We start from the raw sequence: 12,746 nt of genomic DNA on the forward strand, positions 1-12,746 counted from the left end.
TCTGCTCCCACTGCGCTGTGCTCAATTCGTATCGCTTGATCCCCATCGCCCGTTCCCCCCATCAACACGGAGACCTATGAAGCAGCGATTAGCCTATTTGGAAATCCTGAATGTCGATTGGCCCTAGCCTTAAGAGGGTGCTTTTGGTTGTGTGAGCGTAAAATGCACGGTGCATCTGACGCCTTCTTTTGTTTCCTGTGCGGTTTCCCTGCATTCCCGCATCATATCCTGGGTGTGTCCGCGCGACATTTCCAATATGGTGGCCCAGTTTTTCACGTCCCGCTCGTTCTGGGAGACGTCGACTGCAATATCGTTGATATCCCGCAGAAAAAGAGGATGCTCGTAGGCGGTCTGAACCAGACCGCGCTGGCGTTCGCTGAGTGTGCCCAAGACAAAAACCAGACCTGCTACAGCCAACAGCAACAAAAAAGAAAACAGGGCATCTCCCATTGAGTTGCCGAAGAAGCCTCTGATCGAGAAACCTGTCATCCTCTGACTGATGAGGCGTTCTATCTCACTCCTGTTCCGATTGACGCGCAACTCGTCCTGTCTGCGGGCCTGCTCCAGAACGACGGCCAGTCTTGTTTCAAGCAACTGATTGCGATCCCGTGTCGCCTGGACCATCACGGAAAGGGTGGCAACTTGACCACGCACTTCCTGCAGAATGATATGCAAGGGATCCTTTGGTGGGAGATTGGCTTCGCGACAGGCCTCGTCGAAGAGGTCTTCGGCAGATTTCTGCCGCAACGGCGGCAGGGCGGCGGGCAACTTCATGGGAGAATGTCTGCTATGTGGCCGAAGGAGTGATCCATCTCCGCCAACCAGCGTCTCACCTGGAAAGATCGTGTCACACCCAGCCTGAAGCCATCCTCCGCAGGGTGATCTGCCGCTGCCTGTGATAAGGTCAGCCGGTGTTCGGCCAGGACTCTGGCCCCAGGCAGTTTCGGCACAAACACGAGCTGACCGCCCATCTTCCGGATGGCTTTTATCTCAGGAGCGTCTGCAAGGCTTTTAAAGCCAGCAATACCTGTTGAGGATTCATCTGCCAGAGCACCGTTAAGGGCCATAATGATATCAGCCCCATCAAGAAGGTTCATGTCTAAAAGACGGGCGACAGGTGCCAGATAGTCGGGGTCGCTTCCTACGGGAAACAGGAATGTAACCTTAAAATTGTTCGCTTGCAGCAATTCTACGATTGAAAGTTCTGTCAGTATTTTCAGACCGATGAAGTCGCCACCACCGATATCCATGACGGCACTTGTCTGTGCAGCAATCATACTATCGAGGAACTGAATGCAGCTGTGCATGACGGCGGAATCCGAAGCCTCCTCGCATGTGAAGGCTTCGGGGTAGAGCTGGCTTAGCGTACGGTTCGTTCGGTCCAGATCAGCTATCAGCGGTCTTCGACTATGCTGAAGACACCGTTCAATCATATAGCTGAGACAAAGGCTTTTGCCGGAACCACCTCGTCCGCTTCCCATAAGAAAACGCGGCTGCTGCTGTTTGTCGTTGTCGGAGGGCGCCGCTGATTTGCGTGAGGACATGCTTGCTTCCTTTCGTCGACAGTTCAGCATGAACTCTGTCTTTGAAAGCAATAGAAATATTCGGAGAGAAACCCGCTCCGAAGGATGGCCCTGTCAGGCATCGTGATCGTCAGTGATACAGGATGAGAGAGAGTGACAGTCAGTGATAGACTGACAGAAGATGAAATAAAGTATTAAAATTTCGTAGTCTTTGTTAGCGCTTTTTCTGACGGCCTGGCATGGGCAGTGTATGGCGGTCAATTGTCCGGAACAGGTCGTCGATTCCCATATCGGCAGAAGGCTGGGGAGCAGGTGCTAAGGGTGCCTGAGGGGATGCTTTACGCTCACCCTGAGGCTCGGCTTCTCCAGCACGGTGGCCCGGTCTGTTTTTCACGGTTTGGGAGTGCTGCTTTTTTGCGAGAGCGGACGTGAATTTTTTCTCGGCTTGGCGTTCGGCTTTTGCGCGCTGCCATAGTTTTTTGACACTTCCTAGAGAGGGAGAGTGCCCTCTGGAATCTTTCAGGTCCAGATTGGTGATGACCTCCATAAAAAGGGGCAGCAGACCCGGCCATTCTGCCATTGGCTGTCGAGTTCATCGAAATTCTGTCGGACCCATCGGATGAGAGAACCCTGGTCAACGGTAAGATCGGCCTCGTGAAACACCTCAGCGACAGGACGCCGTTTGCGTGGAACACCGCCTGAAGCAGCTGGTCTGATAACGGCTTTTTTGTTTTTCGCATTCATGATGGGAAGCTTCATTGGTCAGGAACAGACATGAAACGGGATGAGACTATCACATTCTGTCAAGCCGATTAAGGTCGATAAGAGTAAAAAATAGAGACATAAAAGAGACTTTTAGAGCCTTACATGGGAACCTGTTCTCGGGGTGTGTGAAGGCACGCTACCGCAATTTCATACGCACCCTTCGGATGCATATGAAATCGCTACGCTTTTTCTCTTTTCTTCTTTCCTCTATCGCCGAATAAATTCGGCTCCCTTTTCGATGCGGCACCGTAACACGCAACACACCATCCCAACCGAGCGGGGGCAAAAAAGGCACTTGCCCTGTATTTCATGTACCAAATCCGGAAAAAAAAAGTGACGGTTTTCTACCCCCCCCTTTTTGGGGCGTCCCAGCGGTAGCGCTTAAAATCTGCCTCAAATTAGACTTATCCACAGGCTGAAATGTGGGAATCACAGATCCTGCTCAGGTGTGATTCGAACTGCTTGTGCTCAGGGCGAAACGGCATAGTTCGACCACGAGATCGTTATGCGACGTGACCAGATTCGTGCTAACCCGCAACGCTTGGGGGAGAAGGTGCCAGCCTGATCGAGGCCATTCTTCCCGGTGCCCGGGATCGTCTCGCGGGAACGTTGGCCCAGGGTCATCGACGTTTAGACCGAAATGCCGCGCAGGATGCAGCGGTAGCGGAAATCTTCAAAACGATCATGGTGAGACGGCTCAAGGCTGATGTGCTCGATCTGCCGGACAAGATCCGGCAATGGATGGAGATCGCACCACAAGGGGAAGCCCTGTGGCGCTATGACGAGGTTATGGCTCAGATCGCTCAGACCCTTGGGCAGGCGATTGCGAGGGGCGCTACATCCGGCGGTATTGCAAAGGCCATCATGGGTCTCCTCTCATCTGCTCGCAAATGGCTGGGTCTTGCCAAGATTGCCAATCCGGCCACGGTGGATCTGATTGATGACGTGGTCGAGGCGAAAGGGGCATGTCTAGTCTTCGCGCATCATCGTGGCGTGATTGCGGAACTGGAAAAACAGCTTCGCAGGCGCGGCCGATCCGTTGTGACGGCCCATGGCGAGACGCCCGATCGTGAGCGCGCGGAAGCGGAACGAGTGTTTCAGAAAGGGGAAGTCGAGATCTTTCTGGGTTCGATCAATGCAGCGGGTGAGGCTCTGACCCGACATCGTGCTGATACTTGTGTGTTTGTCGAACTGGACTGGGTGCCGGCAACGATGCATCAGGCCGAGGATCGCGGACACCGGGCAGGTCAGACGGCGAAAGGCTATCACATCATCACTCTGCTGGCGCATATGCCGGACAGGCAGAATCTGGATGAGTATGTGGCCAAGGTGCTGATTGAAAAACTTGCCAACATCAACACGATCCTCGACGAAAAGGCTGGGATTGCCGGCAGGCGTATCGAGGGGACGGATGCCAGTGTACGAAACCGTGTGATCGCCGCCCTGATGTCTGAAGCCCTGCGGGCGGAAGTTGCAAAGAACGCCCAGTTCGCGGCAATGCGGAAGCGGGTAGTCCCTCGCTCCAAAAAATAGTAACGCTTTTCAGGTCGGCACGATCAGTTCGAATCTATAACGGATTAAGAAGGTATTTTTCAGAAACGAGTCTTGTGAGCTCTGGTACGGTTAACGGTGTAGTATTTCTTGGTCTGTTTTTATTGTGTGATCTGATCATGGTTTTTCCGGGACTTTGAGGTCTCACACCCTAAATTCCCCAAAGGATTTTGTTCTTTTCCGATCTGGTATCGGTTTTTGGCGTGTGGGTTCCTCCTCCCGCAATACTTGTAAACGAGAACATCAATGTCTGATCATACAACTACTTCTTCCGCTGTAGAGGCGGATCTTATGCAGCTTGTAGCACTGCACCGGTTGCTCGACTTTGCCATCAGTCAGTCCCTTGCCGGCAACACGGACGACCGCATCCTGGAAGGCGTCGTTATCCTGACCCGCATGATCGGACGCAAGGTCCGGTGCGTGACCAGCAAGATTCTGGATGGCGAAGGCTCCGGCTGCGACTGACGCACTCCTCCTCACTCATATCCCTTTCTTCCATTAACAGGCGCGCTCAAATCACGCCTGTTCTCGTTTCATTGGGAAAATAAAGAATGTTTCGCTCTTCAGACGACGCTATGCCGTCCCGTTTTTACCCCACCGAAGCTGATCTCATCACCTATCGGGATCTCGCCCGTGCGCTCGGCGCTCCACCGAGCGAGGCCATCTGCCGGTATGTCGGCCCGGCCGGCCAACATTTGGTCTTCATTGGAGAATCCGGCCAGCGGGACTGGGCCCGCGTCGATGCCCAGGCAAGGGCTCGCTGGCCTGATCTGCCGCCGACAGGGAAGATCGCGTCCAACGGCAAGACACTGGAATCCCTTCCCGAACGTGTCGTTTACCAGATCCTTGAGTCTTTGAAGCACGACGATATGGAAATCGATCTCCATCAGCCGATCATGGCTGACCTTGGGGCGGAGAAGGCGGACCTGACATTGCGCAGGAGAAGTGCTGCCTGCTTTATCGAGGTTATCGCTTCTTGTGGATCCAACCGCATTACCCGGAACGGCCACGAGTTGCGGGGGCTGGAGCGGTTCGAGAGACGGGAAGCCTTCTACCGCCGTGTCGGAATCACTCCGGTCTGTATCTTTCTCGACCTGCTTGCGCGTCCGGAAGACCTGAAGGCGCTTTGTCAGTCCCTGGTGGGCCGGATCGCTGACGATGGGCGTGACTGTGAGATGCCGCTCTAAGGACAAGGATCGATGTCTGAGGCGTGGGATGACCGGAACCGGAGTCCCCGCGCCAGGAATGGTAGCGCACGACATCGGGTTTGGTATCCGGAGTGGAGCCAAACGGTGTCAGAAATTGCGAAAAAACCGTCTTGCTGTTTCAGGAAGGTCTCATACCCTGAACAGACCAGTGGAAGTGGTGGTTGATTCGATGTTCAGGCTCCAGCCATCGGTTGAAGCCAGTTTCTCATCGTGGAGGCTGAGGGAATGTTCAATACAAGAATAGATAAATGGAATCTGGGAGGTGCGCTCTGCCAGCGCATATCTCTGACCATATCTTCAAAACAGGACGGGATGTACTATGTCGTCGGATAAAAGCACAGTTCCGGCAAGAGAGTTTCGTGGTCTGCTGCGTTACTCTGCCGCAGCGGCGTATGTTGGTCTTGCAGAAGGGACGCTACGGAACCAGCATGAAAATCTGGGAATTCAGTCGGTGAAAATTGGTCGGGTACGGTGTTTTCCGGTGGCGGCGCTTGATGATTTTATTGAACGGAAGATTCTGGAAACTGAGAGAAAGCAACTCCGGAAAAAGCGGCGGGGTCGCGGGGAGAGTCTGGTCCTCAGTTTGGATCTCAGCTTCTGGATTGTGATTGTAGCACTCCTTCTTCTGGCTCTGATCAGGCTGTCATTTCTGACAGCCTGACGGAAACGCTATTCTTTATCGGAAAAGTTATGTTTCTCATATGCGATGGCTTTTGCGGCCAGATCTTCCGTGTGGGGTTGATAGTACCTGTCCAGGGATTTGATATCCTTGTGACCTGTCACGCGACGAAGTTCGAGTAGGTTGGTGTAAATCCGTGCGAGGCGGCTTGTCGCCTCATGTCGAAGGTCATGGAAGGTAAGGTCCCTGAGGCCTGCTTTCTTTGTCATCCGCCCGAACCGGACGGAGAACGCGTCCTTGCTGCCAATATCAAAGACGAGATCTCCGGGGCGACTGAATTTGCGTTGTGCCTGAAGGGCCCGCAGCAGGCGGGCCGCACCGGGGGTTAGCGGGCGGATTTCCGGACCACGTTCAATGGCGCGGTGCATGGTCTTCGTTTTTCCCAAGGACAAGGCATGACGATCAAAGTCAATGTCACGCCAGCGGAGTGTCAGGGTTTCCTCCCGTCGGGTACCTTGTTCAATGGCAAACTGGACGAAGGTTACATCATCAGGCCAGGGCGATGTTGCCATGGCTTCCAGAAGGCGGTCGTATTCATCGCCAATGAGACGGCGGTTGCGTTTCTTGTCTGCGCCAGCGGGTCGCTTGACCGCCGTTGCGGCAGCCGGATTTTTTGAAAAGGGCAGGTCCCACTCTGCGATCGCATGCTGGCAGATCGCAGCGAGCAGGTTGAGACGTTTGACCACCGTTGCAGCGCTGTATTTCTCAGCCATCCGATCCCGGAACCCCCGGACTGCTGTGGAGGTCAGATCGACCAATGCAAGCTGCGCGATCTCGTCCTGAAGGATAGCGGGGATGTGACCTTTGCGATCATTCTCCCGGGTCTGCATCTCTTCGCGCACATAACGGTCGACCAGTTCGCGGACAGTCTGACGTTCCAGCGGTCGCGTGTCCTCAAACTGTCCGAGTTCCAGTTTGGCGGACGTCGCGTCCAGCCAGCGCCGGGCCAGTTTGGCCGAGCCGAAGGTCTGATGGATCCGCTCTCCGCCTGCGATGCGCTTGCGGGCCCGATACTGGCCCTTGCCGCGATATTCAACTCCGGCGGGGAGCGGACGGCCTGTCGCCGGATCAATTTTGGCAGAAGTGATTCGATCTTTCATGGTGAGCCTCGCCTGGGCCCAGCATAGCCTTTTCATGGGCCCATTGGGACCATGTGCTTATCGTCTTTTTTGGCGATGGGCCCGAGGTGGGCCCAAAAGCAGTCAATCATTCCGTGACCAAAACTCTAAATCATTGGAAAGATTGGCGTCCCGTACGGGATTCGAACCCGTGTTGCCGCCGTGAAAGGGCGGTGTCCTAGGCCTCTAGACGAACGGGACTGGAGGCTGCGTTGGGCTTTGATCTAGAGATGTTTGAAACGGTCGTCAAGCCGTCTTGTGTGGTTTTTGTCAGAAATAGGAGAGGTGATGGTTCTGAGACGGTGATGGGGAGTAATATTATGTATATTTAGGGGGATATGATTATATGTAAATAATAAGCGTTATATTGTTGTGAATTTGAATTATTATTTAAAATAAATAAGGATGAAAATTTTTCTGATGATTTCGGAAGGTCTACAATACTTTTTCTGAACAGAAGATCGGTCATACTGTGGTCCGAGGCATGTCGACCAATTTGCGGCGGCTGACGCTGTTGTTCATCACGCCTGGATGATACGACATAATGAAAATGTAACTTGCTGGTATTGTAAGAGGGAGGTGCAGGAGATGGTCTTTTGGGGATGGAAAGATGTTTTGTTTGGTTGAGTGGGGATCGCTTACGTAAGCAGAGAAAGGGGGCGTTTTTATAATGGTCCCTTGTTTCGGGCGTTTGTCATGAACTGGCTAAGATCCGCGTTAATGGCTGTCTGGAATGCAGCAAGAGTTTCTGCTCCCACATAATGTTCCAAGCCTTCTGCATCAATGCGTGCGTTTTCAGGACTTACACCAAGTGCGAGGAGGAATGCTTCAACAATACGATGACGGTTGCGGACTTCTTCCGCTAGTTTTCGGCCGGTAGGCGTGAGAAAGATGCCTCGGTATGGCTTACGGGCGACAAACCCTTCATCTGTAAGGCGAGTGAGCATTTTGGCGACTGTTGGTTGGGAAACACCAAGACGTTCAGCTAGATCGACCTGCCGTGCTTCCTGGCCTTCATCCAGAAGGTCGGCAATCAGTTCCACGTAGTCTTCTACCAGAACATTCTGCCTTGCTGCGCGGTTGGCGCGAAATCCTTCCGAATGTGTTTCTGCATCGGGGAGAATATCGAATGAATGCATACCGTGTTGCGACCTATTGATCTTAGTCTGTGGAGGACGGACGCCGGAGAACGTGGAGAGACAGCCTGTCCATCATTATTCCCGAGAGAATAATTTATCACGCATGGAATATCAAGCTGAAGGAGATGTGACGTCATTTTGATGGTGCTTTGCCAATACTTTTTAATATAGCATATTGCATATCATGGCGAGTTAAGCTCTAGTCTGTCATTATGTCTAACTCCTCTCCTCCCAATTGTGCTGCTTCAGAAAAATCTGGCTGGCGTTTTGCCAGGCCTACTGAAGCCGATAGCAGTAGCCTGCCTGAAGTTTTTGCCAGTGTGCGGCTGCCGGGGGAAAATGCGTCCTGGTTCCGGCGTTTTCTGGCATTCGTGGGGCCGGGTTATATGGTTTCCGTCGGGTATATGGATCCGGGAAACTGGGCGACAGATCTGCAAGGTGGCGCGCAGTTTGGCTACACGCTGCTGGCTGTGATCATGCTGTCCAACCTGATGGCTATTCTGCTTCAGGCTCTATCTGCACGGTTGGGGATTGCGACGGGCCGTGATCTGGCGCAAGCCTGCCGCGACCATTTTCCACCCGGCCTGAATATTGTCTTGTGGCTGGCATGTGAACTGGCGATCATTGCGTGTGATCTGGCAGAGGTCATTGGTACGGCTGTGGCCCTGCAATTGCTTTTTGGTATTCCCTTGGTGGGTGGTGCCGTTATTTCTGTGCTGGATGCCTTTATTGTCCTGTTTCTGATGAACCGTGGCTTTCGCTATCTGGAAGCCTTTATCATCGGACTTTTGAGCATTATTGCCATCTGCTTTGCGGTGCAGGTTGTGGCGGCGGCTCCACCATTGGCGGGAATAATGAAGGGGTTTCTGCCGTCTTTGCAGATCGTGACCAATAGCCGAATGCTTTATATTGCTATTGGTATTATTGGGGCGACAGTTATGCCCCATAATCTTTACCTCCATTCCTCCATTGTGCAGACGCGTGCGTTCGAACGTACATCTTCCGGGCGGCGTGAGGCCATTCGCTGGGCAACATGGGACAGCACCATAGCGCTGATGCTTGCCCTTTTTATTAACGCTTCAATACTGATTGTCGCTGCCGCTGCCTTTCATACGACTGGCCATCAGGATGTTGCGGAAATTGAGGATGCCTATCGGCTTCTTTCACCCATTCTGGGGCTTGGTATTGCGTCTACCCTTTTTGCAGTCGCTCTTCTTGCCGCAGGGACCAACTCCACCATAACCGGCACATTGGCTGGCCAGATCATTATGGAAGGCTTTCTACGCCTGCATATTCCGCATTGGGCGCGCCGTTTATTGACGCGGGGGCTGGCGATTGTTCCGGTGATTGTGGTGACAGCTCTGTACGGTAGCAAGGGGGTAGGAGAACTGCTGCTGCTCAGTCAGGTTATTCTGTCCATGCAACTGCCATTTGCGGTTATTCCGCTGGTCATGTTCGTTTCTGACCGGAGAAAAATGGGGGAGTTTGTTATCTCTCGTAAAAGTGCCGTTCTCTCTTGGGTTGTTGCATCGCTTATCTTGCTTCTTAACTTCAAGCTGCTGTACGACACGATTTCCTAGGTGCGCCATCCTTTTGGGTTTCTTCTGCAAAGGGGGCTGTGTTGCGTCCATCAGAAACCGTAGTGGCTGCTATTTTTTAATTGGGGCTTCTTTGACAGATATTCTGGTGGCTTCATCAGTAGCTCAGGCGTAGGCCACGCGTTTTTGTTGTGTGTCTGGGTGATCGGTAGGGTGTCGGTCATGAGAACCCAGATGTAGAGACGGTGATCAGGAGCGCCCCGCTTTTTGCTTCTGAACTGGTGACACACCTACCGTTTGCTCTTTGTCGGGCGCGGAGCAGGATAGTCAGGCAGCTTATGATGAGGCTGGTTTTTTACGGGAGCCTGACGGATGGTTGTTTGGGGAAAGACCTGTTTCGGCCGAAAGAGCAGAGTATGCTGGGGAATGAACAGCATCTTGTTACGTTGGAACCCGTGGGACTTTTTGTTGCTCGCACATTTGCTTTTGATAATGGGTGCCAGGATACCCGCTTATGCCGAAGATATTTTGCGTAACGTCCCTATACGGACGTGCCACTTTTCTCTGGGGCAGCCTGTTTTCTGCCAACAACCCTATTCTGGGCAGGCAGTGATAAAACAGTCAGGTGTATTTCGTGTTTGCAAGATCAGCCTTGGGGCTGTTTCTTTTTGTCAGGCTCCGTACACAGGGCGAAGTCTGATAAAAGTGCAATCAGGCCTTTATGAGCAATGCGATATGACGCTAGGCCAGATCCGATTTTGCTATGGTCCTTATACAGGAAGGGCGGTCTTGCAACCGGAGTTGCAATGACCGCCTTTGTGTGCCTGAACTATTTTTGGGTGTCGTCAGCCAGACCGCGAGAGGCCAGCATGGGGCCAATATCTGGATCTTTGCCATAGAAAGCGCGGAACATGGGGCCGTAGTCCTGCGTATGGCCACGAGAGAGGATCATGTCACGGAAGCGTTGACCGTTCTGGCGTGTCAGACCACCGTGCTTTTCAAACCATGCGAATGTGTCGTCATCCAGCATCTCTGTCCACAGATAGGCGTAATAGCCTGCGGAATAACCGTTAGCCCAGATATGCAGGAAGTAGCTGGAGCGGTAACGGGGAGGAACGTTTTCTGTATCAAGACCCATTTTGGCAAGGGCTGTTTTTTCAAACGTATCCACATCCTGTTTGGGTGCTGAAGCGCTTAGGCTGTGCCAGTCCATATCCAGTTCCGCTGCGCTCACAACTTCACCAAATTTGTAACCCTGATTGAATTTTGCAGCCTTTTTTAACTGCGTAACGAGGGTGGCGGGCATGGCTGCCCCTGTCTTGTAATGGCGGGCGTAGTGATTCAGCACTGTGGCATCTAGCGCCCAGTGTTCATTGAACTGGGAGGGGAATTCCACAAAGTCTCGTGCCACGGATGTGCCCGAAACAATCGGGTAGGTCTGGCTGGCAAACAGCCCATGCAGCGCATGCCCGAATTCATGAAACATGGTTGTGACATCATCAAACGAGATGAGGGCAGGCTGGCCTGTGGCTGGTTTGGCAAAGTTGGCGACGTTATAGACAACCGGCTTTGTGCCCAGCAGAGTGGACTGGCCAACAAAGTTGGACATCCAGGCGCCGCCATTTTTATTGTCACGCTGGAAGTAATCAAAATAGATCAGCCCCAGTGCCGAACCATCTTTGTCAAAAACTTCAAAAACCATCACATCGGGATTATAGACGGGAATATCCGTGCGGCGTTTGAAAGTAATACCGTATAGACGGTTGGCGGCAAAGAAAACACCATCCTGAAGTACAGTATTCAGTTGAAAATATGGTTTGACCTGATTTTCATCAAAGTTGAACTTTTCCTTGCGGAGCTGGTCTGCATAGTAAGACCAGTCCCAGGGCTTGAGCTGGAAAGACGTGCTGCCCTTGGGGGTGCTTCGCTCTATCAAGCTTTGTAGGTCACGGACTTCCCGTTTTTGCTCTGTGGCAAGGGCAGGAACGATTTGTGAAATGAAGCTGTGAACGGCTTCTGGCGTTTTGGCCATCTGGTCAAAAAGAACATAGCTGGCGTAATTCGGGTAGCCGAACAGAGCCGCCTTTTGCGCGCGCAGTTGCTCCAAAGTGGCAATGGTTTCACGGGTGTCGTTCTCCCCACCCTTTTCTGCACGGTTCCAGGATTGCTCGAACAGCGCCTGACGCGTTTCCCGGTCTGTCAGCGCTGCCAGTTGAGGTTGCTGCGTGGTGTTCTGTAAGGGCAGGAGCCATTTGTCCGTTAGCTTGCGGTCTTTGGCGGCGTTCAGGGCATTGGTCAGGGCAGCATCATCAAGCCCTGCCAGTTTGGCTTTGTCTGAAACAACCAGAGCGGCGGCTTTTGTGGCTGCCAGAAGCTTTTGCTGGAAGAGTGTTTCCAGCTTGGAAAGCCGGGTGTTCAGATCGCGCAGTTTGGCTTTGTCTGCATCAGAAAGCTGAGCACCTGCGTGGATGAAGGCCTGATAATAGACATCCAGCACCTGCTTTTGTTCGGCATTCAGGCCCAGCGCGTCCTGCCGTGCGTGCAGATATTGTACGCGGGCGAACAGTTTGGGGTTGAGGTAAATACTGTCCTCATGCGCAGAGAGCTTGGGCCCAATGATTTCCTGCACTTTGTCCAGAGTCGGATTCGTGTTGGCGGAGTACACGCCGCTAAAGGCTTCATTCACCCGGTCAAGCAACCGCCCGGAGCGCTCCATGGCGGCAATGGTGTTTTCAAAGCTTGCGGCTTCCGGGTTGTTGGCGATGCGGTTTATTTCTTCCGCCTGCACCACCATGCCCTGTTCAAACGCGGGTTGGTAATCTGAATCCTTGATCAGATTAAAGGGAGGGGCGTGGTAGGGGAGGGTGCTTTCTGCCGCGAACGGATTTGAGGCCGGTAGGGGGGCGGCATTCGCAGTGAAAGTCCAGCCTGTCAGGCAGGTGGCGGCTGTCATGGCGGACAGCCAGGAACGGCGGATCATACTGTTCTCCTTGAGGCCCGGACCCTTGGTCAATCCGGTATAACGTCAGTCATTCCAAGGCATGCTTCCTCCGAGTTATGGGGCAGAAACAAGGGTGTCAAGGCAGCCCTGTGTCTTTTATGATACAGGATAAAAGAACGGAGAGAATCAGGCCTTTTGGGCCTCGCAAAAAGCAGAAAAATTGAATAAAGACGCTCTGCACACTCTATTTCGAGCGTTAGATGCTTCTCGAGACATGAATAGAG

General features: G+C 52.9%; 11 protein-coding genes and 1 tRNA gene. 5 read left to right on the top strand and 7 right to left on the bottom strand.

Annotated elements, in window-relative coordinates; genetic code table 11:
- Positions 1–129: 129 nt before the first annotated feature.
- The 3 genes from AD948_RS11985 to AD948_RS11995 all read right to left on the bottom strand — a co-directional run bounded on the left by AD948_RS11985 (position 130) and on the right by AD948_RS11995 (position 2,103).
- Positions 130–774: a hypothetical protein gene (locus tag AD948_RS11985; protein ID WP_061472174.1), complete on the bottom strand. Its 645-nt coding sequence runs from the start codon at positions 772–774 to the stop codon at positions 130–132.
- The gene (locus tag AD948_RS11990) at positions 771–1,544 is read right to left on the bottom strand and encodes a hypothetical protein (protein WP_061472175.1); all 774 of its coding nucleotides are present in this window, start codon (positions 1,542–1,544) and stop codon (positions 771–773) included. The genes AD948_RS11985 and AD948_RS11990 overlap by 4 nt, the downstream gene beginning before the upstream one ends.
- A gap of 193 nt (positions 1,545–1,737) precedes the next feature.
- The gene (locus AD948_RS11995; protein WP_061472176.1) at positions 1,738–2,103 is read right to left on the bottom strand and encodes a hypothetical protein; all 366 of its coding nucleotides are present in this window, start codon (positions 2,101–2,103) and stop codon (positions 1,738–1,740) included.
- A 794-nt stretch (positions 2,104–2,897) separates the two neighbouring features.
- Here AD948_RS11995 and AD948_RS12000 point away from each other — a divergent pair.
- The 4 genes from AD948_RS12000 to AD948_RS12015 all read left to right on the top strand — a co-directional run bounded on the left by AD948_RS12000 (position 2,898) and on the right by AD948_RS12015 (position 5,708).
- Positions 2,898–3,821: a helicase-related protein gene (locus tag AD948_RS12000; RefSeq protein ID WP_156479019.1), complete on the top strand. Its 924-nt coding sequence runs from the start codon at positions 2,898–2,900 to the stop codon at positions 3,819–3,821.
- 264 nt (positions 3,822–4,085) lie between these two features.
- The gene (locus AD948_RS12005) at positions 4,086–4,304 is read left to right on the top strand and encodes a hypothetical protein (protein ID WP_061472178.1); all 219 of its coding nucleotides are present in this window, start codon (positions 4,086–4,088) and stop codon (positions 4,302–4,304) included.
- 86 nt (positions 4,305–4,390) lie between these two features.
- Positions 4,391–5,026, top strand: a complete 636-nt coding sequence (locus AD948_RS12010; protein WP_061472179.1) for a hypothetical protein — start codon at positions 4,391–4,393, stop codon at positions 5,024–5,026.
- Between the two features lie 340 nt (positions 5,027–5,366).
- Entirely contained in the window at positions 5,367–5,708 is a 342-nt protein-coding gene (locus AD948_RS12015; protein WP_061472180.1) for a MerR family transcriptional regulator, read from the top strand.
- An 8-nt stretch (positions 5,709–5,716) separates the two neighbouring features.
- Here AD948_RS12015 and AD948_RS12020 read toward each other — a convergent pair whose 3' ends face one another.
- The 3 genes from AD948_RS12020 to mntR form a co-directional block, all read right to left on the bottom strand.
- Positions 5,717–6,826, bottom strand: coding sequence for an integrase (locus AD948_RS12020; protein ID WP_061472181.1), 1,110 nt, complete (start codon positions 6,824–6,826; stop codon positions 5,717–5,719).
- A 143-nt stretch (positions 6,827–6,969) separates the two neighbouring features.
- Positions 6,970–7,045: transfer RNA gene (locus AD948_RS12025), tRNA-Glu, on the bottom strand.
- A 464-nt stretch (positions 7,046–7,509) separates the two neighbouring features.
- Positions 7,510–7,983 carry a manganese-binding transcriptional regulator MntR gene (gene mntR / locus AD948_RS12030; protein WP_061472182.1) on the bottom strand — a complete coding sequence of 158 codons (474 nt, stop codon included), beginning with the start codon at positions 7,981–7,983 and terminating at the stop codon, positions 7,510–7,512.
- Positions 7,984–8,195: 212 nt separating this feature from the next.
- On the opposite strand from mntR, the gene AD948_RS12035 reads away from it, so the two are divergent.
- Positions 8,196–9,563, top strand: a complete 1,368-nt coding sequence (locus tag AD948_RS12035) for an Nramp family divalent metal transporter (RefSeq protein WP_061472183.1) — start codon at positions 8,196–8,198, stop codon at positions 9,561–9,563.
- 787 nt (positions 9,564–10,350) lie between these two features.
- Here AD948_RS12035 and AD948_RS12045 read toward each other — a convergent pair.
- Complete coding sequence (locus AD948_RS12045; RefSeq protein WP_061472185.1) at positions 10,351–12,501, bottom strand: M3 family metallopeptidase; 2,151 nt, start codon at positions 12,499–12,501, stop codon at positions 10,351–10,353.
- Positions 12,502–12,746 lie beyond the last annotated feature (245 nt).

The organism is Acetobacter senegalensis (assembly GCF_001580995.1).
In the GTDB taxonomy this organism is placed as follows: domain Bacteria; phylum Pseudomonadota; class Alphaproteobacteria; order Acetobacterales; family Acetobacteraceae; genus Acetobacter; species Acetobacter senegalensis.

What these genes read in the sequence shown, in the direction of transcription:
- AD948_RS11985 (WP_061472174.1), bottom strand. Translation starts at nt 774, where the DNA reads ATGAAGTTGCCCGCCGCCCTGCCGCCGTTGCGGCAGAAATCTGCCGAA.
- AD948_RS11990 (WP_061472175.1), bottom strand. Translation starts at nt 1,544, where the DNA reads ATGTCCTCACGCAAATCAGCGGCGCCCTCCGACAACGACAAACAGCAG.
- AD948_RS11995 (WP_061472176.1), bottom strand. Translation starts at nt 2,103, where the DNA reads ATGGCAGAATGGCCGGGTCTGCTGCCCCTTTTTATGGAGGTCATCACC.
- AD948_RS12005 (WP_061472178.1), top strand. Translation starts at nt 4,086, where the DNA reads ATGTCTGATCATACAACTACTTCTTCCGCTGTAGAGGCGGATCTTATG.
- AD948_RS12010 (WP_061472179.1), top strand. Translation starts at nt 4,391, where the DNA reads ATGTTTCGCTCTTCAGACGACGCTATGCCGTCCCGTTTTTACCCCACC.
- AD948_RS12015 (WP_061472180.1), top strand. Translation starts at nt 5,367, where the DNA reads ATGTCGTCGGATAAAAGCACAGTTCCGGCAAGAGAGTTTCGTGGTCTG.
- AD948_RS12020 (WP_061472181.1), bottom strand. Translation starts at nt 6,826, where the DNA reads ATGAAAGATCGAATCACTTCTGCCAAAATTGATCCGGCGACAGGCCGT.
- mntR (WP_061472182.1), bottom strand. Translation starts at nt 7,983, where the DNA reads ATGCATTCATTCGATATTCTCCCCGATGCAGAAACACATTCGGAAGGA.
- AD948_RS12035 (WP_061472183.1), top strand. Translation starts at nt 8,196, where the DNA reads ATGTCTAACTCCTCTCCTCCCAATTGTGCTGCTTCAGAAAAATCTGGC.
- AD948_RS12045 (WP_061472185.1), bottom strand. Translation starts at nt 12,501, where the DNA reads ATGATCCGCCGTTCCTGGCTGTCCGCCATGACAGCCGCCACCTGCCTG.